The organism is Paracoccus sp. MBLB3053 (assembly GCF_031822435.1).
GTDB lineage: Bacteria > Pseudomonadota > Alphaproteobacteria > Rhodobacterales > Rhodobacteraceae > Paracoccus > Paracoccus aurantius.
Map to the genome: position 1 here is coordinate 1,970,730 of NZ_JAVQLW010000001.1, position 20,922 is coordinate 1,991,651.

Consider the following 20,922-nt stretch of genomic DNA (forward strand, 5'->3'; position numbering starts at 1 on the left):
GAGACGGGGCAGGATGGCAGCCTATATACTGCGGCGATTGCTGCTGATCATTCCAACATTGATCGGCATCATGCTGGTCAATTTCACTCTGACGCAATTCGTCCCCGGTGGTCCGATCGAACAGGTCATTGCCCGCGTGCAGGGCGAAGGCGACGCTTTTCGCAACATCGCCGGGGCTGGCGGTGATACGCAACAAGCCCAGACCAGCGAATATGCCGGCGCGCGAGGCATCCCGCCGGAACTCCTGGATCAGCTCGAAGTCCAGATGGGCTTCGCGAAAATCGTCTGCGGCCCCGAACATGAGGGCGAGCCCGACCTGAGATCGGACGCGTGCGAAAAGCAAAAGATCGGCGCGGTCGAGCGCTTCATGATCATGCTTGGCAATTACCTGCGGTTCGACTTCGGGACGAGCTTTTTCCGCTCGATCTCGGTTGTTGATCTGGTGGTCGAAAAGATGCCGGTCTCGATCACGCTGGGTCTGTGGTCGACGCTGATCGCCTATGTGATCTCGATCCCTCTGGGCATCCGCAAGGCGGTCAGGAACGGATCGGCCTTCGATACCTGGACCTCGGGCATCATCATCATTGGCTACGCCATCCCGGCGTTTCTTTTCGCGGTTCTGCTGATGGTCGTCTTTGCGGGCGGAAGCTACTGGCAGATCTTTCCGTTGCGTGGGCTGACTTCGGACAATTTCCAGGACCTCAGCTTCTTTGGAAAGATCAAGGACTACCTGTGGCACATCACCTTGCCGGTGATCGCCACAACGATTTCAAGCTTCGCGACGCTGACGCTTCTGACCAAGAACAGCTTCCTTGACGAGATCAACAAGCAATATGTCATGACCGCCCGCGCCAAGGGCCTGACGGAAGGCAAGGTGCTTTACGGCCATGTCTTCCGAAACGCGATGCTCATCGTGATCGCGGGCTTTCCGGCAATGTTCCTGGGCGTCTTCTTCGGCTCGTCGATCCTGATCGAGACGATCTTCTCGCTCGACGGGCTAGGACGGCTCGGCTTCGAAGCCGCTGTGCAGCGTGACTATCCCGTCATCTTCGGCACGCTCTACGTCTTCGGGCTGCTGGGCCTGCTGGTGGGCATCCTGTCCGACCTGATGTATGTGTTTGTCGATCCCCGCATCGATTTCGAGCGGAGGGCCGGCTGATGGCGATGACCGAGCTAAACCGGCGCAGGCTGCGCAATTTCCGTCGAAACAAGCGGGCCTTCTGGTCGCTGATCGTCTTCTCCCTGTTGTTCGTGGCCTCGCTTTTCGCCGAATTGATCGCCAATGACCGGCCAATCGTCGTGAACTACAAGGGCAGCTATTATTTCCCGGTCTATCGCTTTTACCCCGAAACGACCTTCGGCGGCGATTTCGGAACCGAGGCGATCTATACCGATCCGGGGGTGCAATGCCTGATCCGGACCGGTGGTCGCGAGGAATGTTGGGACGATCCCGAAGCCGTCGAGAAGGAAGCCGCCGATACCGGCACCGTCTCGGGCGAGGCAGTCGAGAGGGGCTGGATGATCTGGCCGCCGATCCCGTATCACTACCGCACGATCAACAATGTCGGCACAGCGCCGAGCGCGCCGGACAGCCAGCATCTCCTGGGCACGGACGACACGTCGCGGGACGTTTTGGCGCGGGTCATCTACGGGTTCCGCCTGTCGATCCTGTTCACGCTGATTGTCACCATCGTCGGATCGTTGATCGGGATCTCGGCCGGAGCGATTCAGGGCTATTTCGGCGGGCGCACCGATCTGGTGTTTCAGAGATTGCTTGAGATATGGGGTTCAACCCCTTCTCTTTACGTGATTATCATTCTGTTTGCGATATTGGGGCGAAGTTTCTGGCTGCTTGTCTTCGTCTCGATCCTGTTCGGCTGGCCGGCGCTGGTCGGCGTGGTTCGGGCCGAATTCCTGCGGGCACGGAACTTTGAATATGTCCGCGCTGCCCGCGCGCTTGGGGTAAGCGATCGCAAGATCATGTTCCGCCATATTCTGCCCAACGCGATGGTGGCGACGCTGACCATGCTGCCCTTTGTGGTGACGGGCACCATCTCGTCGCTCGCCGCGCTGGATTACCTGGGCTACGGCCTTCCAAGCTCGGCGCCTTCGCTGGGCGAGCTTGCCTTGCAGGCCAAGCAGAACCTGCAGGCGCCCTGGCTTGGCTTCACGGCCTTCTTTTCCTTCGCCATCATGCTGTCGCTACTGGTCTTCATCTTCGAGGGCATCCGCGACGCCTTCGACCCAAGAAAGACCTTCAGATGACGCAGGTTCTTGAAGTCAACGACCTGCGGATCGGTTTCCGGCAGGACGGCAAGCTTGTGCCTGCGGTCAAGGGGGTCAGCTTCGCCATCGGCAAGGGCGAGACGGTCGCGCTTGTGGGTGAATCGGGTTCGGGGAAGTCGGTCACGGCGCTTTCGACGGTGGGACTTCTCGGCGACAGTGCCCAGCTTTCCGGGTCTGTCCGCTATGCCGGGCAGGAGCTGGTCGGCGCGACCGAGGCCCTTCTGCGCCAGGTGCGGGGGAACGACATCAGCTTCATCTTCCAGGAGCCGATGACCTCGCTCAATCCGTTGCATACGCTCGAACGCCAGCTTGCGGAAAGCCTTGCACTGCATCAGGGACTGCGGGGGGACACGGCGCGGCCAAGGGTGATCGAGTTGCTGACCCGCGTTGGCATTCGCGATCCCGAGACACGGCTTGCCGATTACCCCCACCAGCTATCCGGGGGGCAGCGCCAGCGGGTGATGATCGCCATGGCCCTGGCCAACCGCCCCGAACTTCTGATCGCGGACGAACCCACCACGGCGCTGGATGTCACGATCCAGGCGCAGATCATGGAGCTGTTGGCCGAGCTGAAGGCCGCCGAGGGGCTTTCCATGCTGTTCATTAGCCATGATCTGGGCCTTGTGCGCCGCATTGCCGACCGTGTCTGCGTGATGAAGGGTGGCGAGATCGTCGAGCAGGGGCCTGTTGAAGAGATCTTTGCCAATCCACAGCATGAATATACCCGCATGCTGCTTGCGGCCGAACCGAAGGGCCAGGCTGATCCGGTTCCGCCCAATTCGCCCGAGGTTGTCTCGACGCATGATCTGAAGGTCTGGTTTCCGATCCAGCGCGGCTTCCTGCGCCGGACCGTTGGGCATGTGAAGGCGGTAAACGGCGCGACACTGGCGGTCCGCGCGGGTGAAACGCTGGGCATCGTCGGGGAATCCGGTTCCGGCAAGACCACGCTTGCGCTCGCGATCATGCGGCTCATCGAAAGCGACGGGACGATCGTCTATTCGGGGCGCGACATCTCGAAATTGGCCGGACGGGCATTGCGAGAGTTGCGGCGCGACATGCAGATCGTCTTTCAGGACCCGTTCGGCAGCCTTTCCCCGCGCATGACGGTCGAGCAGATCATCGCAGAGGGGCTTGGCGTCCATGGTGTCGAGAAAGGCCGAGACCGGCGCGAGATGGTCGACCAGATCATGCGCGAGGTGGGGCTCGATCCCGCCACGATGCACCGCTACCCGCATGAGTTCTCGGGCGGGCAACGGCAACGCATCGCCATTGCGCGGGCGATGATCCTCAATCCCAAGCTTGTCGTTCTGGATGAGCCGACCAGCGCACTGGACATGACGGTTCAGGTGCAGATCGTCGAGCTGTTGCGCCGACTTCAGCGCAAGCACGGGCTCGCATTCCTGTTCATCAGCCACGACCTTCGGGTGGTCCGGGCCATGTCCCACCAGATCATGGTGATGCGCGCGGGCGAGGTGGTCGAACAGGGAACGACCGAGGAGGTCTTCGAGCAGGCCAAAAGCGACTATACTCGCAGCCTGATCGAGGCGGCCTTCCTGGGCAAGAGCAGATGAAGATCCTTCTCGTGCACCAGAATTTCCCGGGCCAGTTCCTGCATCTGGCACCGGCTCTGGCGGCACGGGGTCACGAGGTCTTGGCGCTGACCGATGAGTCCAACAAGCGGCCTTCCCCGGTCAGGGTTCTCCGCTACAAGGCGCCGCCGAAGGAAAATCCTGTTCGAGGCTTCGCGCGCACCTATGCCGAATATACCGAACGTGGCTGGCTGGCCGCGCGCGGCTGTCGCGCCCTGCGCGATCGTCATGGATACCACCCCGATCTGATCCTGGGTCATTCCGGATGGGGTGAGACCCTGTTTCTGCGTGAGATCTGGCCCGAGGCAAGGCTGCTCGTCTATGCCGAGCTGCTTTACCGGACCCGGGGACACGATGTCGGCTTCGACCCCGAGGTGACACCCGACAGCGACGAAGGGCGGGCGATGACGCTTGCCCGTTCCGCGCATCTGATCCAGGGCCTGGTTCAGGCCGATGCGGGGCTGGCTCCGACGCGATATCAGGCCGATTCCTTTCCACCCGAGCTGCGACAGAAGCTGGCGGTCATTCACGACGGCATCGACACCCAGAAGGTCAGCCCTGATCCCGAGGCAAGGTTTGATCTGCCCGATGGCAGGACCCTGAACGCCAGGGACGAGGTGCTCAGCTATGTCTCGCGCTCGCTTGAGCCCTATCGCGGGTTCCATCGCTTCATGCGGGCTCTGCCCAAGGTGATGCGCGCCCGCCCTCAGGCCCAGGTCGTTCTGGTCGGCAGCGATGGGGTCAGCTACGGCACGAAACCTCGCGATGCGGAAAGCTGGAAGGCAAGAATGCTGGCCGAACTCGACGGCCAGATCGACCTGTCGCGCATCCATTTCATGGGTCGTGTTCCTTATGCGCAATATCTGGCCTTGTTGCGGATAGCGCGGGTCCACTGTTACCTGACCTACCCCTTCGTTCTAAGCTGGTCGCTGACCGAAGCGATGTCGGCGGGTTGCTATATCGTCGCCTCAGACACCGAGCCGGTTCGTGAGCTGGTGACGGATGGGGAAAATGGCCGCCTCGTCGATTTCTTCGATCAGAGCGGGCTTGAGGCCGCCCTGATCAAGGGGCTTGCAGGCGACCCGGAGGCGGATCGTCTGCGCATGGCGGCACGCAGAACGATCGTCGAAGGCTATGACCAGAAGTCGATATGCCTTCCACGCCTGATCGAGTGGGTCGAGGGCTTTGGCGGCTAAAGTTCGATCTCGGGTGCGCCGGAAGAATCGGGCATGGGCTCCGGCGCATCGGGTGACGGCGCGGATTCTGAACCTGGTGGCGTTTCGGGCGCGAGAAAGTCGCGCAGGGTGTCGCCGATCTTGGGTGGCGGCGGCGCATCCGCACGGCGGCGAATAAGGATGTCGCCATTTTCCAACCGCTCGGGCGCCTGGTAATTGCCCACATCGTCCATGAGGCTTCCGAGATCGTCCAGAACCGGGCTGAAGCTGTTCATCGTATCGTTCAGATCCCGGCCCAACTGATCCAGATGCGGCTGGACCTCGTTCAGCAGTTTCTCCATGAACCCCTGGATTCCGTTTTCGATATCGCTTTCGAGCCCGCCTTCGCGATCATCGGCGGGCGGAGGTTCATAGGGCGTCTGGGCCAGAGCCGGGCCAGATGCCATGACCGTGGAAAGGAAAAATGCGGCAAGCCTCTGCATCGGTCTTCTCCTTGTCAGAATGAAACGGCGGCAGAAATGCCGCAGTTCTCCCAGTCAGGCAGGCCGGGGGCGATGCATCTCTCGAAACGCGTCCCAGGCGGCATTCAGCGCCCGGGTCCGGGCTTCGGCAAGGCGGATCGCTTCGGGGGGAAGGCCGCGCGCAACGGCGCGGTCGGGATGGGATTCGCGCACCAGTTCGCGCCAGCGCCTGCGCGCCTCGGGCAGAGGCGTTTCGGGCGGGATGCCCAGCACTTCGCAGGAAGAACAGCCCATCTTCTGGTCGTGCCGGACGCGGATCGCGGCGACATCGGCCTGAGTCAGACCGAAGATCCGGGCCACTTCGTCGATGAAGACAATCTCGGCCTCATGCAACTCGCTATCTGCGACGGCGATGATGAAAAGCCCCTCGATCACGTCGGAGAGGACCGGGTCACCGGGTGGGAACATTGCCGCGATGCGCTTGGCCCATGCGTCGAAACCCGCCACGTCCTGCCGCGCCAGGTCGAAGACGCGGGCTGCGTTCTTTTCCTCGGCACGGGGAATGATGAAGAGGCGGCGGAAGGCCGCGACCTCGGACCGCTCGACTGCGCCGTCGGCCTTGGCCAGCTTGGCCCCCAGCGCGATGATCGCGATGGTGAAGGCCACGGATCTTTCGGGCGGGGTCGCAGCGCGCCGCGCGCCGACGATCGCGGCAAGGCGATCGGCAATCCGCTGCCAGAAGCTGCGCGGCTTCGGCAGTTCGGGGCATTGCCTGTGGGGGTCCTTCAATGCGGCGTCCATGGCTCCAGCCTAGGCGGGGTCAAGGGTCAAGTCCACTGACAATACCGCCAGTTGTGGCGGATCACCTGCGGCTTTCGAGCGCGGCCTTGACGACCAGAACAACCATCGCGATGACGGTCAAGGTCGAGGCTGCCGCGAAGGCGCCGGTGGTATTCAAGTCATTGAACATCAGTTCGATCTGTAGCGGAAGCGTGTTGGTCTGCCCCCTGATCGAACCCGAAACGACCGAGACGCCGCCGAATTCGCCGACCGCTCGGGCCGTGCAAAGCACAGCTCCGTAAAGCAGCGCCCAGCGGATATTGGGAAGCGTGACGCGGGAGAAGACCTGCCATCCGCGGGCGCCAAGGGTCACTGCAGCCTCTTCCTGTTCCGAGCCCTGAGCCTGCATCAGCGGCAGAACTTCGCGCGCGACGAAGGGGGCTGTCACGAACATCGTCACCAGCAGGATGCCGGGAAGGGCGAACATGACCTTCAGGTCATGGGCCGCAAGCCAGGGGCCCAGCAGGCCCTGACGGCCGTAAAGCAGCAGGTAGCAGATGCCCGCGATGATCGGAGAGATCGAGAAGGGGATCTCGATCATGGTCATCAGAAGCTTACGCCCCGGAAAGCGGAAACGCGCGATGGCCCAGGCCGCCGCAATGCCGAAGGCGATGTTTATCGGCACGACGATGACGGCAACCAGGGCCGTCAGCGCGATGGCATGAAGGGTCAACGGATCGGTGATATTGCCGATATAGGTCGCCCAGCCTTCCGCGAAGGCGCGCCAGAAGATGAAGACAAGAGGTGCCACGACGAAGATCGCGGTCAGGACGAAGGCCAGCGCGATCAGCATCCGCGGCACCGCCCGGCCCTGGCCCGGAGCTTCGGTCAGTGCAGTGACGTTCATGGGCGGGCCTCGAGATGGCGGGCGGCGCGGAATTGCAGCCAGTTCGACAGGATCAGAAGGATCAGGGCGAAGCCCAGAAGCACCAGCGCAATGGCCGCGGCGCCCTGATAGTCGTATTCCTCAAGCCGGATATAGGCCAACAAGGCGGCGATCTCTGTCTTGAAGGGCAGGTTCCCGGCGATGAAGACGACCGCTCCGAATTCGCCCAGCGAGCGGGCGAAAGCCACGGTGGAGCCGGCCAGCCAAGCCGGCAGGATCGCGGGCAGGACGACGCGGCGGAAGATCGCGAAGGGACGGGCGCCCAGGGTCATTGCAGCCTGTTCCAGTGTCGGGTCAAGGTCCTCGAGAACGGGCTGGATCGCGCGTACCACGAAAGGGGTCGAGGTGAAGGCCATGGCCAGCGTAACCCCGGCAAGGGTGTAGACAATCTCGACCCCGGTGCCCGAAAGCGGCGCCCCGAACCAGCCGTTTGCCGAATAGAGCGCGGTCAGCGAAATGCCCGCGACGGCCGTTGGCAGCGCAAAGGGCACATCCATCAACGCATCGAGGATGCGCTTTCCGGGAAAATCGTAGCGCGTCAGGACCCAGGCCATGAGCAGCCCGTAAAAGGCGTTGAACAGGGTCGCGAGCGCTGCGGCGGTGACAGTCACACGCAGCGCCGAGAGCGTGCGCGGCGAGGTGACGATGGACCAGAATTGCGAAGGCCCGATTTGCGCGCCCTTCAGGATCAGCGCGATGACCGGGATCAGGATGATCAGCGCAACGTAAAGCAGCGTCGTGCCGAGGCTCAGGCTGAACCCCGGCAGAACGCGTTTCGCACGGATCGGTGCGGCGGCCGTCATCGGTTGACAAAGACCTTGTCGAGAATGCCGCCTTCGGCCAGGTGCTCGGCCTGCACCTTGTCCCAGCCGCCAAAGACGTCATCGACCGTCAGCAGCTTCACCTCGGGGAAATCAGCCGCATGCTTGGCAGTGACGTCGGGGTCGGTCGTGCGGTAATTGTGCTCGGCCAGGGTTTCCTGAGCCTCGGGCGAGTAGAGCCAGTTCAGGTATTCGGTCGAAATTTCGAGCGATCCGTTCTTCTCGGCATTCTCGGTCACTACGGCAACCGGGAAAGCGGCGAAGAGGCTGGTCGAGGGCGTCACCGCCTCGAAACCCTGATCGGCATATTGCTTGGCGATCCCGCGGGTTTCGGCCTCGAAGGTCACGAGAACGTCGCCCATGCTGCGCTCGGCGAATGTCTGGGTCGCGGCGCGGCCGCCGGTGTCGAAAACCGGGACATTGGCAAAGATCTTTCCGACGAATTCCTGCGCCTTGTCGTGGTCGCCGCCGTTTTCCTGCAGGGCATAGGCATAGGCGGCCAGGTAGGTGTAGCGCGCATTGCCGCTGGTCTTGGGGTTCGGGAAGATCGGCTGGACGTCATCGCGTGCGAGATCCGACCAGTCCTTGATCCCCTTGGGATTGCCCTCGCGCACCAGGAACGCCGGCATCGAGTAATAGGGTGAGGCGCCGTTTGGCAGCGCCTCGCGCCAATTCTCGGCGACCATGCCGTTCTTGGCCAGAACGTCGATATCGGTCTCCTGGTTGAAGGTCACGACATCGGCCGGCAAGCCTTCGAGGATGGCGCGTGCCTGCTTCGAGGAACCGCCATGGCTCTGGTCGATGCTGACCTCGCGACCGGTCTTGTCTTTCCAGTGGGTCTGGAATTCGGGGTTGAGCGCCTCGAAAAGTTCACGGGCGATATCGTAGCTGACGTTCAGGATCTTGTCCTGGGCCAGGGCCGGGGTGCTGCCCAGAAGCAGCGCAAGGGCGGCGAGGCGAAGTTTCGAGGTGATCACAGAGTTTTCTCCTTGCGGGGGAATTCGATCGTCTGGCCCTGGGGCTGTGTCGCGCGGGGGCCGGAAAACAGTGCGCCCGCTTCAGGGCGCAGGTTGATCCTCGTGCCTGCCGCCAGGCCGTTCGCCTCGGGCGCGCGTCGGGGCAGGTCGACCGGGATGGTTGATTTGCCGTCGGTCAGTTCAATGCGCAGAAGCGCGCCGTTGCTGGCGCATCGGATGATCTGCCAGCGTCCGTCGGGATCGGCAATGGGCGTCACGTCGGCAGGGCGCAGGAACAGGGTCGCGGGTCCATCCGGCAGTGCGCGGCGGGGCAGGCGGCTGGTGTCGAGCCCGGCCGCCTCGGCCCGGCCGGCAAGCAATGTCACGGGAAGCTCGATCGTCGCCCCCATGAAGCGGGCAACGAAGGGCGTGGCGGGATGGTCGTGGATCTGGTCGGCATTGCCGATCTGCTCGATCCTGCCATCACCCATGACGACGACCCGGTCGGCAAGTTCGAACGCCTCTTCCTGATCGTGGGTCACGAAAATGGTCGTAGATCCGGTTTCCTCGTGAACGCGACGCAGCCAGGCGCGCAGATCGCGGCGAACGGCAGCGTCGAGCGCGCCGAAAGGCTCGTCGAGCAGCAGGACCGTGGGCTCGATCGCCAATGCGCGGCCAAGCGCCACGCGCTGCCGCTGGCCGCCCGACAGCTGCGTCGGATAGCGATCGCCCAGGTGCGCGATCTGAAGGAAGTGCAAAAGCTCATCCACCTTGGCCGCGATCACCGATTTGCCGGGGCGTTCGGCACGCGGGCGGACCGTCAAGCCGAAGGCAAGGTTGTCCCTGACGGTCATATGCGGGAAAAGCGCGTAATGCTGGAAAACGAAGCCGATACGGCGGTCCTGCGCGGCAAGACCCAGCCAATCCTTGCCATGGACGTTCAGGCCACCAGAATTCGGCCATTCAAGCCCTGCAATGATCTTCAGAAGCGTGGTCTTGCCCGAGCCCGAGGGGCCAAGCAGGGCGACCAGTTCCCCGCTTTCGATGGTCAGGTCGATCCCGCGCAGCACGGATGTGCCGCCGAAGCTCTTGGTCATGTTCTCGATGACGATCGACATTCGTGCCTCCGGGGTTTGCGGCAGAGGTAGCTGCGTCTCGATTTGCCTTCAAGCCGGCGCATCACGGCGGTTCGTCCCAGGCGGCGAAGGATGTTCCGGTGTCTTGGTCCCTGTGGATTCCCGTTCCTTGCCAGCAGGAAATCGGCGGAATTTCTTCAGGAAGGTTGGCCTTACGGCCTGCCATTGTCCTTATTTTTCAACATTGGCTCTCCCATCACCGCGGTCAGGGCTTCTGCAGTGTCACGCGCTCTGCTAAGCCCCGGGGGACAAGGATGAGGTAATCGAATGGCACGACTGGCGGAACCGCAGACGACCCTGAGCCTGGCGCAGGAAAGCCCGTTGGGCGATGATCTGGAGCTGCTGTTCCAGCGCCATACCGAGGACATGCATGCCGATACCCCGCCGGAATCCATCCACATGATGCCGCGCAAGGAACTCGAGCATCCCGAGATCGCGTTTTTCGTGCTGCGTGATGCCGGGCGGCCCATCGGAATGGGTGCGATCAAGCGCATTGCCCCGGATCACGGCGAGGTCAAATCCATGCATGTTCTCATCGAGGAGCGGGGCAGGGGGCTATCGCGTTTCGTGGTAAACGGCATGATCGATCATGCGCGGGCCTGGGGGCTGTCGCGGCTGAGCCTTGAAACCGGATCGCAGCCGATGTTCCTGCCTGCAAGAATGCTCTATGAGCGGGTCGGCTTCGAGCAATGCGGTCCTTTCGGGAATTATCGGCTGGATCCGAACAGCGTCTACATGACGCTTGAACTCGAGAAAGCCGAATGAGCGGTTGATAAAGACGAAAAGCTTTGCCATGACTGCGCCAAAAGCACGGTCCCGTAGCTCAACTGGATAGAGCAGCCGACTTCTAATCGGCAGGTTGAGGGTTCAAGTCCTTCCGGGATCGCCACTTTTCGGCAATGACACCTGCCAATGAACCATAAGCTTGCACGTTTGGGCGATTTGCATGCACACCCCCTGTCAAGAGGCTTGGGGCGCCGTGTCGAAGGTTTCTTCTAGCACACTGGGATAGAACGGTATTTCAGCGTAACCCGTGGCTAGCGGTCACTTTCCTCCCTGAGATTTCAGGAGTGCAGCAACCGGCTCAACAGCCTTGCGAAGATAGACCGGTCCGACATCCAAGCCGTTGGGTCGGAACGGCTGGACCCGCTCGCTCTGCAGAACGGCCCGAATCGTGTTCAAATGCGCGCCGGTTTCGGCCGACAGCATCGATGGTGTCGTGTAGTTGGCCTCAAACGCAGCGATGTCGTCGCGGCTCATGCGCCATTCCCGACGCCTGGTCGTAGGATTCAAAACCAACATCGCAGGCGTGTGACCACCTTCGATCAGAGGCAAGAATTGACCTTTCCCACGAATACCCGCCGACCGAGCGAAGGCCGCTGCTGTCACCTCTCCCTGGTTGTTCGATGGCTTGCGCTTCGGCGCGACCTTCGTCTTTAACGCAGCAACCTCACTGATTTTCACCACAAGCCCGTGGTAGCCGAACACGTCCGAACGCTTCCCGAGGCGCAGAGAACTAGCCCTGATAGCCGCAATGATCTCTCCAACAGGAAGGCCAAGTCGCTTGTGAACGAGTTGGATCCTCTCCCACCCTGGCTCCTCTGGGGCAACCGGCTGCGCATAGGCCTCCAGCTCCTCAAGAAGAGCTTGGCCATCCGCAATCCGCCAAGGCGATTTGATCGTTGCAACTTTGGTCCTCGGGACGAGGACACCGTCTGCCTTCAACCCGTTCAATTCGGCCAGGGTTGCGCCGATTGCCCGTCGCAGCGCAATGGGACCAACCAGTGCCGGGACTTCATCGAGGACGTGCTGCCAAGCTTTCGCATCAAAGGTCTTGCGGGCATCGGCACGCGCGTCACTGGATGCGAACGCGCCTGCTTCCGTCAAGAAATCATCCAGAACAGCCGGGCCGACGCCGGTTTCCTTGGATGCGGACGTGAGGGAGTGGAGGCGCCGCTCCGTCACGGCCTGCCCGAGAAGGTCATCCCCTGGCGCCAACGGCCAGATTTCCAGGAAATAGTTTCGAAGGATCCCGCGAAACCCCGCAAAGGCATCGTCATCAAGATAGATGCCCTTGAGATGTTTGAAGAGCGGACCCAATTCGCCCTGCAAAAGCCTCGGACGCGGCGCGAGATCGAAGCGATCCAAGCGGCGACACCCTCGAGCGCTGCAGACAGCATGATCATCGTCGATGCTGGCCGCTACTCACGGCAGCGACGGGAGAACCTGTTCCGGCTGCATGAGGCCATCCAGACACCCGATCCTGAAATCGACGACATCGTGCTCTGGACCGCCCGCAATCATCGCGCGCTCTGGCTGATGCGTGATCTTTTCCCGCTGCTCGATTTGCCGCAGAAGACGGTCTTCAAATCTTGCCATCGCCTGATCGCACGCGGCGCCTTGACCGCAAACCTTGACCATGTGGTCGCGGAATGGTCGCGCATCGAGGTTGCGTCATGACGATCGCGCCTCGCTACAACTTCGAAGACGGAACCGAAATCGTGGTCCAGGGGCGCGACCTCCTGCTCCGCAAGGTCGGTTCGCAAGGCTATGAGCTGACGGACCCGATGGGCGGCCAGATGAGTATCCTCGGGTTCTCGTCCTTCGTCGAATTGATGAAATCCGGCGTCGTGACTTTCGCCCCTTCGCAGCTGTTGCCGGAGGGAAGTGCCAAGCTCAGGCTGGGTGGTCTGAGCGTCGCGGCCCAACTCTCTGATGAGCAACAGACTTATGGCCGCTTCCACTTCGCGATATGCAGGGCGATCGACGAGCTCCATCGGCACCGGACCATTGTCGAGGGCAGTGAGGACTTCCGGATTTCGATCGGCAGCTTGAACGACCCCGCGAACAGGAAGTTCTTGCGTCCGCTCGTCGAAGCCTTTTTCGGCGAGCGCGTGCATCTGGGTGCAGCCACCTTGAAGGGCGGCCGGCAGAAGAGCTGGTTTCTCTACAAAGGGCGAACGCTGAAGAAATTCTACGGGATCTATCAGGGTCTCCAGGACGGTGACGATGTCATCGCTGGGCTGGCGACACTTGACCACCTCAAAGGCAACGAGACACCGCGTCTGCCCCTCCGTCTGAAAGAACTCATGACAGAGGCGTGGGAGGAGATCGGCCTGGATCTCAAGGGACCGTCCGTGGCGAACGTGCATGGCTACCTCACAGCGCTGATCAACAGGGAAAACCGGCAGCGGGCGCTCAACGACCTCCCCGCGCTCCCGGTCCCATCCCATCAATCCGTTCTTCGTCACCGCAAGGAGCTGCTCACGCCGACCGAATACATGGTCGCGACGAAGGGCGAGCGCCACGCGCGCAACAAGCGGGGCCGCAGCACTTCTGACGTGCGGGCGCTCATGATCGGCGAATTCTGCGAGATGGACGAATGTCGGGCATCCCTGATTACCTCGGCCAAGGCCAAAGGCTATTGGCATACGCTGTCTGAAGATATGAAGAAGGCTATGGAATGGGCGGATGAGGAGATCCGCAGCCGCCTCAGCATCCTTGTCATGATCGATGTCGCAACACGCATGCCGCTGGCCTGGGTTGTCAGCGACCAGCCAAAAGCGGAAGCCACGATGCAGCTGCTGCGGATGGCAACGCGCGACAAGACCCGCGAGAGGCGCATCTACGGTTGCGAGGGCGAGGCTATGCCGGCCATGGGGCTCGGCATGGTGCGCAACGACAACGGTACCGGCCTGCGGGACGCCGAGGTCAAGTCCGCGCTCATGGGGATCGCATCGGCGAATACCGATGTGCGGACCCACGCCTCCGCCGACAAGCCGTATGTCGAGCGGATGTCGGTATGAGCGGGCGCCGCCCAGCAGAGGTCTATCAAGAACTGAATGAGACCAGGGAGACATTTCGTCTTTTGGATGAAGATCTCCGTCGCGTCCACTTGGGCTGGCCATTCAAGTTGCAGCCCAACGATGAGCGTGTGCGTGTGCTTGAAGGCCTCTTCTATTCGTCAGACGAGTTCCAGACCGCCCGCGAACACCACCAGGGCAAGGTCACCGTTTATATCGATCCGGACGATCTGAGCTTTGCAACCGCAGTGATTCCGCGTGATCCGGACCCGTACAGACTGGCACTCCGGACGACCGTCTTCGCAGGTCTGACCGTGTCCGAATTCCTGGAGTTGATGACGCAGTACTCGCGCGAAAACCCCGAGTTGACAACGCTTTATGAAGATCGGATCGCAAAGGTTCGCCTCGAGAGACATGAACAGCTCAAGAAGATCGGCGTCGAGCGACGGCTGCCCAGGAGCTATGTCAACGTGGGTGAAGCCCGCAAGAAGGCCAAGAGCCTGTTTGCCTCATGTCGGCTGGTCACCACGCACGTGCCGATCGACACGGTCGCCCCAGGTACTCTGGCCACCGCGATCTCGGGCCCGGGGATCCTGCCACTCGGCGGAGCAAGCCTCATCGATCACGCGCCTGCGGAGACGACCTCTACGCCAGCAATACCAGCCAGGAAATCGAAGCCCAAGGCGGAGAACCCGCCTTCGAAAACCCCTGTCAGGCTTGGCCGCCCCGCCCAGAAGGGCGAGCTCTTGTAACTACCGCCCTCTCAACGACGTCCAGCAATTCAAGGATACCCATGGGTTTCATCGACCAGAACCGCGTCAACGCATCGGTTGCCCTGCAGCGCGGCCATTGCACTTTCCCGCGCGCGGCAAAGCTCCCCCCTGAACACTCGTCAAGGACTTCACCTAGGCGGGATAGGCCCACTGATTTCCAATATAAAAATTGTGGCTTTGAGCCTCTAGGGAAGCGCCCCTAAGGGGTCATCCAGGATCTACAAAAAAAAATTGCAAACGTAGGTGGTAAGCGTAGGTGGTAGCCACCGCTTAAGTTACTGATCTACAATAATTATGTGGTGATGGTGCCGGTTGCAGGAATCGAACCCGCGACCTTCTGATTACAAATCAGCTGCTCTACCAGCTGAGCTAAACCGGCCCGCCCTCCCGATAACGTCAGAACGCAGCATGTGCAAGTGCCGCTTGCAACCCTCACCCGATCGCGATTGATTGTGCCGCTATCGCATTTCCGGCTCGTCACGGGGCTTCGCGCCTGCAGCGTGGATCGGGGCTTGCAATCGCGCAGAAAAGCGACTAATTGGCGCGCACTTCACAGGTGGGGTCGGGCCGACGAGGGGAGAAATCCTTCGCAGGTCCACCGGTTGGGACATCCGTCCCTGAATACCCCGCTTAGGCTCAAACCGGAAAGGACCTTGATATGGCGCTTCCTGAATTCTCCATGCGTCAGCTGCTTGAAGCTGGCGTTCACTACGGCCACCAGACCCAGCGCTGGAACCCCCGTATGGCCGAGTTCATCTATGGTGAACGTAACGGCATTCACATTTTCGACCTGACCCAGACCGTCCCGATGCTGGACGCGGCGCTGCAGGTCATCCGTGACACCGTCGCCAAGGGCGGCCGCGTTCTCTTCGTCGGCACCAAGCGCCAGGCCCAGAAGGCCGTCGCCGAAGCCGCCGAGAAATCGGCTCAGTACTACATGAACCACCGCTGGCTCGGCGGCACGCTGACCAACTGGAAAACCGTTTCCCAGTCGATCCAGCGTCTGAAGGCCATCGATGAGACCATGGCCTCGGGTGCAGAGGGTCTGACCAAGAAAGAGCGTCTCCACATGGAACGCGAGCAGGCCAAGCTGCAGGCTTCGCTCGGCGGTATCCGTGAAATGGGTGGTCTGCCGGACCTGCTCTTCGTGATCGACGTCAACAAGGAAGACCTGGCAATCGCGGAAGCGAAGAAGCTGGGCATTCCGGTCGTTGCCATCGTCGACACCAACTGCTCGCCCAAGGGCGTTGACTATGTCATCCCGGGCAACGACGACGCATCGCGCGCCATCGCGCTCTATTGCGACCTGGCCTCGCGCGCTGCTCTGGACGGCATGACCGCCCAGATGGGCGCCGCCGGTGTCGACCTTGGTGCGCTTGAAGCGAGCATCGAGGAAGAGCTGGAAGGCGAAGCTTCGCAAGAAGCGACCGCCGAAGCCTGATCGGGACATGGCCCGGCCGATGGGTCGGGCCGTTGGCCCGCCCCTGCGAGGCTTCACGGAACATTCATCAGGCGGGGATAAGCCCCGCCTGACGCATTGAGAACAAGGAGACATCGGATGGCTATCACCGCTGCTATGGTGAAAGAGCTGCGCGAAACGACCGGCGCAGGCATGATGGACGCCAAGAAGGCGCTGACCGAAAACGACGGCAACATGGAAGCCGCGATCGACTGGCTCCGGACCAAGGGCCTGGCGAAAGCCGCCAAGAAGGCCGACCGCGTTGCGGCCGAAGGCCTGGTCGGCGTGCAGGTGACTGACGGTCGCGGTGTCGCGATCGAGATCAACTCGGAAACCGACTTCGTTGCCAAGAACTCCGACTTCCAGCAGCTGGTCCGCGAGATCACCGAAGTCGCGCTGCAATCCGCGACCGATGTCGAGGTGCTGAAAGCCACCCATCTGAACGGCAAGCCGGTTTCGGACGTGCTGACCGATGCGATCGCCCGTATCGGCGAAAACATGACCCTGCGCCGGATGCACGTTCTGGAAGGCGATACCGTCGTCTCTTACGTCCACAATGCCGCGACCGAAGGCATGGGCAAGATCGGTGTTCTGGTTGCCCTGAAGGGCGACAAGGACAAGGCCGAGCAAATCGGCAAGCAGTTCGCGATGCACATCGCGGCGACCGCCCCGGTTTCGCTGTCGGAAGCGACGCTTGACCCGGCGCTGCTGGCCCGCGAACTGGAAGTCCAGACCGCGAAAGCTCTGGAAGAGAACGCCGGTTCGGCCAAGCCGAAGCCCGAGGCCGTCATCCAGAACAACATCATCCCGGGCCGGATGAAGAAGTTCGTCGCCGAGAACACCCTGCTGGGTCAGGCCTTCGTGATGAACCCCGACCTGACGGTCGAGCAGGCCGCGAAAGAAGCTGGCGTGGAAATCACCGGCTACGCCCGCGTGATGGTCGGCGAAGGCGTCGAAAAGAAGGAAGAGGACTTCGCGGCCGAGGTCGCCAAGACCCTGGGCGCCAACTAAGCCGCGTCCCTTTCCGAGCGAATGGCGCCGGTTCCGAAAGGAGCCGGCGCTTCTCTTTTGCCGTGGATCTCGGACTATTCGGCGGACATCGGCTCTTGTCCGACCGAGTTCGGGAATTGCCGATAGCTCCACGACGCGGCCGGGGCGTTCGCCCCATTGGCAAGCGGCGCTTCAGTGGTCCGGCCCTCGCCCCGATCGACGAAGATCTGGCGTCTGGTCAGCGCCACCAGCACGGCCTGAGCGGTGGTTCGGGCGCCCAAGGCCTTTCTGGCCAGACGCATATGCTTTTCGATGGTGGCAGGAGTGACTTCGAGCCGTTCGGCGATTTCGTGGGTCGTGAACCCGATGCAGGTCATTTCCAGCGCCTCGCGTTGCCGTGACGTGAGAACCTCTGCCGGAACCCGAAAGGGCAGGTTCGCAAATCGCTGGTGCAGAAGCTGGGTCAGAAGCTCGATTTCCCGTTGAGACGTTTTCCAGCGCCTGTCGATCGTCGATTGAGCCGTTCCGGCACGCCCAAGCAGCAAGACGCCCCCGCGCAGCCTTGGGGCAAGATCTGACAGGCTGATCGCGATGCCGCTGCCCAGCCTGTAGCGCTCGAATGTTTCCAAGCAGCGCGCCTCGTTCGGGCCCATTTCTCCGGCTGCGCGGCGTGAATGCATCCAGTCCCAGCTTGAGCTGCCATGATTGTGGATCATCCATGACATCATCGGAAGATTGCGCATCAGCTTTCCCCTGACCAGTTCTGTCATGAGGGCGTCGGGCAATGAGGTCATCTCGATGGCATCGTCGATGATGCTTTCACTGCCTGTCTGGATGATCCGCTGAGCGCCGTAGAAGACCGTCGGGAAGCCCAGTTCTGCGATTTCGGCCAGGTAGCGGGCCCATGCTTCTTCGACCGTGCGTGCCGCAAGAAGCTGTTCGAAGGCCGTCATCAGGGGCATGCGGGGTCACGTCCGTCGTCATCTGCTTTGGCCGGGAATTATTGGGTTCGCGGCAAGCAGACAAGGCTGGCTGCCCATTCGGACGGGCAGCTTGTTGTAAAGCCGCATCTTTGTCCGTCCGTTCGGGCGGGGCCGGTTCTTTGGGCAGCGCCGGATCAACAAGGCGTGAAACTGTACGGTGAGACTTGCGACTGCCATCTTGACCCTCACCTAGCCGGAAGGGTAGCCCACCGGGGATAATTCCGAAGGATAACAGGAGCGGGCAGATGTCCTTTACGATTGCAATCGATGGCCCGGCCGCTTCCGGCAAGGGAACGATCGCACGCGCAGTTGCCCGCGAATTCGGCTTTGTCCATCTCGATACGGGTTTGCTTTACCGCGCGGTCGGCGCGATCGGGGGCGATCCGATCCTGGCCGCCCTCAGGCTTCGTCCCGAAGACCTGTCGCGCGACGGCCTTCGCACGGCAGAAGCAGGGCAGGCGGCCAGCCGGGTCGCGGCGATCCCGGAAGTCCGCAGCGCCCTTGTCGATTTCCAGCGTCGCTTCGCGCTCAGTGAACCCGGCGCTGTTCTCGACGGACGTGATATCGGAACGGTGATCTGCCCCGAGGCGCAGCTCAAGCTTTATGTCACCGCAAGTGACGAGATCCGCGCACGCCGTCGCGCACTGGAACTGGGGGCGGACGAAGCGCATATCCTGGCGGAGCTTCGGGAACGGGATGCGCGCGACGCCGCGCGTGATGTGGCGCCCATGCGTCCTGCCGAAGACGCAATGTTGCTTGACACATCGCAGCTCAGCATCGACGAGGCGGTGGCGCGCGTGATCGAAGCGGTTCGCCTCAGATCACGCCGCTAGGGCCAAAACCACGGCTGACCTTCGCAATTACGGCCCGGAAAGCCTTGCCAGCCTGTGGATTAATGGGTATATCGACGCCCGTCGGGTTAAGAGATATGGCCACAACAGGCCGCATCATACAGGGGTCGGGCCTATGCCGCGACCCTTTGCGCTTATCTCGACGCCTACAAAAAGACCGGCGGAGCCAACCGCAAGGCCAGAAAACCACGCAAAGGAAACTGATTCTATATGTGCGCTAAAGCGACCATGGAGGAATTCGAGGCCCTCCTTAATGAAAGCCTCAACATCGACACCCCGGACGAAGGTTCGGTTGTCAAAGGCAAGGTCATCGCCATCGAGGCAGGCCAGGCCATCATCGACGTCGGCTACAAGATGGAAGGCCGCGTTGATCTGAAAGAATTCGCTAATCCCGGCGAAGCTCCCTCGATCGCGGTTGGCGACGAAGTCGAAGTCTATCTCGACCGCGTCGAAAACGCTCGCGGTGAAGCCTCGATCTCGCGCGAGAAAGCTCGCCGCGAAGAGGCCTGGGACCGTCTGGAAAAAGCCTACGCCGCTGAAGAGCGCGTCGAAGGCGCTATCTTCGGTCGCGTCAAAGGCGGTTTCACCGTCGATCTGGGCGGCGCTGTTGCCTTCCTGCCGGGCAGCCAAGTCGACGTCCGTCCGGTCCGCGATGCCGGCCCGCTGATGGGTCTGAAGCAGCCGTTCCAAATCCTGAAAATGGACCGTCGCCGTGGCAACATCGTTGTCTCGCGCCGTGCGATCCTGGAAGAAAGCCGCGCCGAACAGCGCGCCGAAGTCATCGCCAACCTGACCGAAGGTCAGACGGTCGAGGGCGTCGTCAAGAACATCACCGAATACGGTGCGTTCGTTGACCTCGGCGGCGTCGACGGCCTGCTGCACGTCACCGACATGGCCTGGCGCCGCGTCAACCACCCGTCCGAGATCCTGTCGATCGGCGAGACCGTCAAGGTCCAGGTCGTCAAGATCAACAAGGACACCCACCGCATCAGCCTGGGCATGAAGCAGCTTCAGGCCGATCCGTGGGATACGGTCGGCAACAAGTTCCCGATCGGCTCGGTCCATGCTGGCCGCGTGACCAATATCACCGATTACGGCGCGTTCGTCGAGCTGGAAGCCGGTGTCGAAGGTCTGGTCCACGTTTCGGAAATGTCCTGGACCAAGAAGAACGTGCACCCCGGCAAGATCGTCTCGACCTCGCAAGAGGTTGACGTCATGGTCCTGGAAATCGACGAAGCCAAGCGCCGCGTGTCGCTGGGTCTCAAGCAGACCATGCGCAACCCGTGGGAAGTCTTCGCCGAGACCCACCCGGTCGGCACCGTCATCGAAGGCGAAGTCAAGAACATCACCGAATTCGGTCTGTTCGTTGGCCTCGAAGGCGATATCGACGGCATGGTTCACCTGTCGGACATCTCGTGGGATACCCGTGGCGAAGATGCCATCCAGGACTTCCGCAAGGGCGATGTGGTGAAAGCCGTTGTCCAGGAAGTCGACGTCGAGAAAGAGCGCATCTCGCTTTCGATCAAGGCTCTGGAAAACGACGCCATGGCTGAAGCCGTCGAAGGCGTGAAGCGTGGTTCGGTCATCACCGTCACCGTCACCGCGATCGAAGATGGCGGCGTCGAGGTCGAGTACAACGGCATGAAATCCTTCATCCGTCGTTCGGATCTCGCCCGTGACCGTCAGGACCAGCGCCCCGAGCGCTTCCAGGTTGGCGACAACGTGGACGTCCGCGTCACCAACATCGACACCAAGACCCGTCGTCTGGGCCTGTCGATCAAGGCACGCGAGATCGCCGAAGAGCGTGAAGCCGTCGAGCAATTCGGTTCGTCCGACTCGGGCGCTTCGCTGGGCGACATCCTTGGCGCCGCGCTGAAGAACAAAGGCTGATCGGTCTTTCAGTTGATACAGAC

Annotated in this window: 20 protein-coding genes and 2 tRNA genes; 13 read left to right on the forward strand and 9 right to left on the reverse strand. The window is 61.7% G+C overall.

What is annotated here, in order from left to right; all coding sequences use genetic code 11:
* The first annotated feature begins 13 nt into the window (after positions 1 to 13).
* The 4 genes from RGQ15_RS09865 to RGQ15_RS09880 are packed head-to-tail and all read left to right on the forward strand — an operon-like array spanning position 14 to position 5,071.
* Entirely contained in the window at positions 14 to 1,159 is a 1,146-nt protein-coding gene (locus RGQ15_RS09865) for a microcin C ABC transporter permease YejB (protein WP_311160046.1), read from the forward strand.
* A complete protein-coding gene (locus RGQ15_RS09870; RefSeq protein ID WP_311160047.1) occupies positions 1,159 to 2,265 on the forward strand; it encodes an ABC transporter permease in 1,107 nt (368 codons plus the stop codon). Before RGQ15_RS09865 ends, RGQ15_RS09870 begins: the two co-directional genes overlap by 1 nt.
* A complete protein-coding gene (locus RGQ15_RS09875) occupies positions 2,262 to 3,857 on the forward strand; it encodes an ABC transporter ATP-binding protein (protein WP_311160048.1) in 1,596 nt (531 codons plus the stop codon). The genes RGQ15_RS09870 and RGQ15_RS09875 overlap by 4 nt, the downstream gene beginning before the upstream one ends.
* Entirely contained in the window at positions 3,854 to 5,071 is a 1,218-nt protein-coding gene (locus RGQ15_RS09880) for a glycosyltransferase (RefSeq protein ID WP_311160049.1), read from the forward strand. Before RGQ15_RS09875 ends, RGQ15_RS09880 begins: the two co-directional genes overlap by 4 nt.
* On the opposite strand, the gene RGQ15_RS09885 is transcribed toward RGQ15_RS09880, so the two are convergent.
* The 6 genes from RGQ15_RS09885 to RGQ15_RS09910 all read right to left on the reverse strand — a co-directional run bounded on the left by RGQ15_RS09885 (position 5,068) and on the right by RGQ15_RS09910 (position 10,132).
* On the reverse strand, positions 5,068 to 5,532 hold the full coding sequence (locus RGQ15_RS09885) for a hypothetical protein (protein WP_311160050.1): 465 nt from the start codon (positions 5,530 to 5,532) through the stop codon (positions 5,068 to 5,070). The genes RGQ15_RS09880 and RGQ15_RS09885 overlap by 4 nt on opposite strands.
* A 54-nt stretch (positions 5,533 to 5,586) precedes the next feature.
* On the reverse strand, positions 5,587 to 6,312 hold the full coding sequence (locus RGQ15_RS09890) for a TerB family tellurite resistance protein (protein ID WP_311160051.1): 726 nt from the start codon (positions 6,310 to 6,312) through the stop codon (positions 5,587 to 5,589).
* A gap of 61 nt (positions 6,313 to 6,373) precedes the next feature.
* Positions 6,374 to 7,198: a sulfate ABC transporter permease subunit CysW gene (cysW, locus tag RGQ15_RS09895; protein ID WP_311160052.1), complete on the reverse strand. Its 825-nt coding sequence runs from the start codon at positions 7,196 to 7,198 to the stop codon at positions 6,374 to 6,376.
* Positions 7,195 to 8,040: a sulfate ABC transporter permease subunit CysT gene (gene cysT, locus RGQ15_RS09900; RefSeq protein ID WP_311160053.1), complete on the reverse strand. Its 846-nt coding sequence runs from the start codon at positions 8,038 to 8,040 to the stop codon at positions 7,195 to 7,197. Before cysT ends, cysW begins: the two co-directional genes overlap by 4 nt.
* A complete protein-coding gene (locus RGQ15_RS09905) occupies positions 8,037 to 9,035 on the reverse strand; it encodes a sulfate ABC transporter substrate-binding protein (protein ID WP_311160054.1) in 999 nt (332 codons plus the stop codon). The genes cysT and RGQ15_RS09905 overlap by 4 nt, the downstream gene beginning before the upstream one ends.
* Positions 9,032 to 10,132, reverse strand: a complete 1,101-nt coding sequence (locus tag RGQ15_RS09910) for a sulfate/molybdate ABC transporter ATP-binding protein (RefSeq protein ID WP_311160055.1) — start codon at positions 10,130 to 10,132, stop codon at positions 9,032 to 9,034. Before RGQ15_RS09910 ends, RGQ15_RS09905 begins: the two co-directional genes overlap by 4 nt.
* Before the next feature lie 285 nt (positions 10,133 to 10,417).
* On the opposite strand from RGQ15_RS09910, the gene RGQ15_RS09915 reads away from it, so the two are divergent.
* Positions 10,418 to 10,915: a GNAT family N-acetyltransferase gene (locus RGQ15_RS09915; protein WP_311160056.1), complete on the forward strand. Its 498-nt coding sequence runs from the start codon at positions 10,418 to 10,420 to the stop codon at positions 10,913 to 10,915.
* Between the two features lie 47 nt (positions 10,916 to 10,962).
* Positions 10,963 to 11,039 (forward strand) — tRNA-Arg (locus RGQ15_RS09920).
* Positions 11,040 to 11,194: 155 nt separating this feature from the next.
* On the opposite strand, the gene RGQ15_RS09925 is transcribed toward RGQ15_RS09920, so the two are convergent.
* Complete coding sequence (locus RGQ15_RS09925; RefSeq protein WP_311160057.1) at positions 11,195 to 12,298, reverse strand: hypothetical protein; 1,104 nt, start codon at positions 12,296 to 12,298, stop codon at positions 11,195 to 11,197.
* Positions 12,299 to 12,328: 30 nt separating this feature from the next.
* Between RGQ15_RS09925 and RGQ15_RS09930 the strand changes: the two genes are divergently transcribed.
* Genes RGQ15_RS09930 through RGQ15_RS09940 form a run of 3 tightly spaced genes read left to right on the forward strand, consistent with a single transcriptional unit; the run spans position 12,329 to position 14,705 of the window.
* Positions 12,329 to 12,610 carry a hypothetical protein gene (locus RGQ15_RS09930; protein ID WP_311160058.1) on the forward strand — a complete coding sequence of 94 codons (282 nt, stop codon included), beginning with the start codon at positions 12,329 to 12,331 and terminating at the stop codon, positions 12,608 to 12,610.
* Positions 12,607 to 13,956, forward strand: coding sequence for a hypothetical protein (locus RGQ15_RS09935; RefSeq protein WP_311160059.1), 1,350 nt, complete (start codon positions 12,607 to 12,609; stop codon positions 13,954 to 13,956). The genes RGQ15_RS09930 and RGQ15_RS09935 overlap by 4 nt, the downstream gene beginning before the upstream one ends.
* Positions 13,953 to 14,705 (forward strand): hypothetical protein, encoded by a 753-nt coding sequence (locus tag RGQ15_RS09940; RefSeq protein WP_311160060.1) that lies wholly within the window; start codon positions 13,953 to 13,955, stop codon positions 14,703 to 14,705. Before RGQ15_RS09935 ends, RGQ15_RS09940 begins: the two co-directional genes overlap by 4 nt.
* A gap of 324 nt (positions 14,706 to 15,029) precedes the next feature.
* Here the strand turns inward: RGQ15_RS09940 and RGQ15_RS09945 are convergent.
* Positions 15,030 to 15,105 (reverse strand) — tRNA-Thr (locus tag RGQ15_RS09945).
* Positions 15,106 to 15,384: 279 nt separating this feature from the next.
* On the opposite strand from RGQ15_RS09945, the gene rpsB reads away from it, so the two are divergent.
* Positions 15,385 to 16,167: a 30S ribosomal protein S2 gene (gene rpsB / locus RGQ15_RS09950; protein WP_311160061.1), complete on the forward strand. Its 783-nt coding sequence runs from the start codon at positions 15,385 to 15,387 to the stop codon at positions 16,165 to 16,167.
* Positions 16,168 to 16,284: 117 nt separating this feature from the next.
* Positions 16,285 to 17,196, forward strand: coding sequence for a translation elongation factor Ts (gene tsf / locus RGQ15_RS09955; RefSeq protein ID WP_311160062.1), 912 nt, complete (start codon positions 16,285 to 16,287; stop codon positions 17,194 to 17,196).
* A 74-nt stretch (positions 17,197 to 17,270) separates the two neighbouring features.
* Here tsf and RGQ15_RS09960 read toward each other — a convergent pair whose 3' ends face one another.
* Complete coding sequence (locus RGQ15_RS09960; protein WP_311160063.1) at positions 17,271 to 18,137, reverse strand: helix-turn-helix transcriptional regulator; 867 nt, start codon at positions 18,135 to 18,137, stop codon at positions 17,271 to 17,273.
* Positions 18,138 to 18,403: 266 nt separating this feature from the next.
* Here RGQ15_RS09960 and RGQ15_RS09965 point away from each other — a divergent pair, with 266 nt between their 5' ends.
* Positions 18,404 to 18,991, forward strand: coding sequence for a (d)CMP kinase (locus tag RGQ15_RS09965; RefSeq protein ID WP_311160064.1), 588 nt, complete (start codon positions 18,404 to 18,406; stop codon positions 18,989 to 18,991).
* A gap of 228 nt (positions 18,992 to 19,219) precedes the next feature.
* The gene (gene rpsA, locus RGQ15_RS09970; protein WP_311160065.1) at positions 19,220 to 20,899 is read left to right on the forward strand and encodes a 30S ribosomal protein S1; all 1,680 of its coding nucleotides are present in this window, start codon (positions 19,220 to 19,222) and stop codon (positions 20,897 to 20,899) included.
* Positions 20,900 to 20,922: the final 23 nt, after the last annotated feature.

What these genes read in the sequence shown, in the direction of transcription:
- RGQ15_RS09940 (WP_311160060.1), top strand. Translation starts at nt 13,953, where the DNA reads ATGAGCGGGCGCCGCCCAGCAGAGGTCTATCAAGAACTGAATGAGACC.
- RGQ15_RS09885 (WP_311160050.1), bottom strand. Translation starts at nt 5,532, where the DNA reads ATGCAGAGGCTTGCCGCATTTTTCCTTTCCACGGTCATGGCATCTGGC.
- RGQ15_RS09875 (WP_311160048.1), top strand. Translation starts at nt 2,262, where the DNA reads ATGACGCAGGTTCTTGAAGTCAACGACCTGCGGATCGGTTTCCGGCAG.
- RGQ15_RS09880 (WP_311160049.1), top strand. Translation starts at nt 3,854, where the DNA reads ATGAAGATCCTTCTCGTGCACCAGAATTTCCCGGGCCAGTTCCTGCAT.
- RGQ15_RS09870 (WP_311160047.1), top strand. Translation starts at nt 1,159, where the DNA reads ATGGCGATGACCGAGCTAAACCGGCGCAGGCTGCGCAATTTCCGTCGA.
- RGQ15_RS09865 (WP_311160046.1), top strand. Translation starts at nt 14, where the DNA reads ATGGCAGCCTATATACTGCGGCGATTGCTGCTGATCATTCCAACATTG.
- rpsA (WP_311160065.1), top strand. Translation starts at nt 19,220, where the DNA reads ATGTGCGCTAAAGCGACCATGGAGGAATTCGAGGCCCTCCTTAATGAA.
- RGQ15_RS09915 (WP_311160056.1), top strand. Translation starts at nt 10,418, where the DNA reads ATGGCACGACTGGCGGAACCGCAGACGACCCTGAGCCTGGCGCAGGAA.
- rpsB (WP_311160061.1), top strand. Translation starts at nt 15,385, where the DNA reads ATGGCGCTTCCTGAATTCTCCATGCGTCAGCTGCTTGAAGCTGGCGTT.
- tsf (WP_311160062.1), top strand. Translation starts at nt 16,285, where the DNA reads ATGGCTATCACCGCTGCTATGGTGAAAGAGCTGCGCGAAACGACCGGC.
- RGQ15_RS09960 (WP_311160063.1), bottom strand. Translation starts at nt 18,137, where the DNA reads ATGCCCCTGATGACGGCCTTCGAACAGCTTCTTGCGGCACGCACGGTC.
- RGQ15_RS09935 (WP_311160059.1), top strand. Translation starts at nt 12,607, where the DNA reads ATGACGATCGCGCCTCGCTACAACTTCGAAGACGGAACCGAAATCGTG.
- RGQ15_RS09965 (WP_311160064.1), top strand. Translation starts at nt 18,404, where the DNA reads ATGTCCTTTACGATTGCAATCGATGGCCCGGCCGCTTCCGGCAAGGGA.
- cysT (WP_311160053.1), bottom strand. Translation starts at nt 8,040, where the DNA reads ATGACGGCCGCCGCACCGATCCGTGCGAAACGCGTTCTGCCGGGGTTC.
- RGQ15_RS09930 (WP_311160058.1), top strand. Translation starts at nt 12,329, where the DNA reads ATGATCATCGTCGATGCTGGCCGCTACTCACGGCAGCGACGGGAGAAC.
- RGQ15_RS09910 (WP_311160055.1), bottom strand. Translation starts at nt 10,132, where the DNA reads ATGTCGATCGTCATCGAGAACATGACCAAGAGCTTCGGCGGCACATCC.
- cysW (WP_311160052.1), bottom strand. Translation starts at nt 7,198, where the DNA reads ATGAACGTCACTGCACTGACCGAAGCTCCGGGCCAGGGCCGGGCGGTG.
- RGQ15_RS09890 (WP_311160051.1), bottom strand. Translation starts at nt 6,312, where the DNA reads ATGGACGCCGCATTGAAGGACCCCCACAGGCAATGCCCCGAACTGCCG.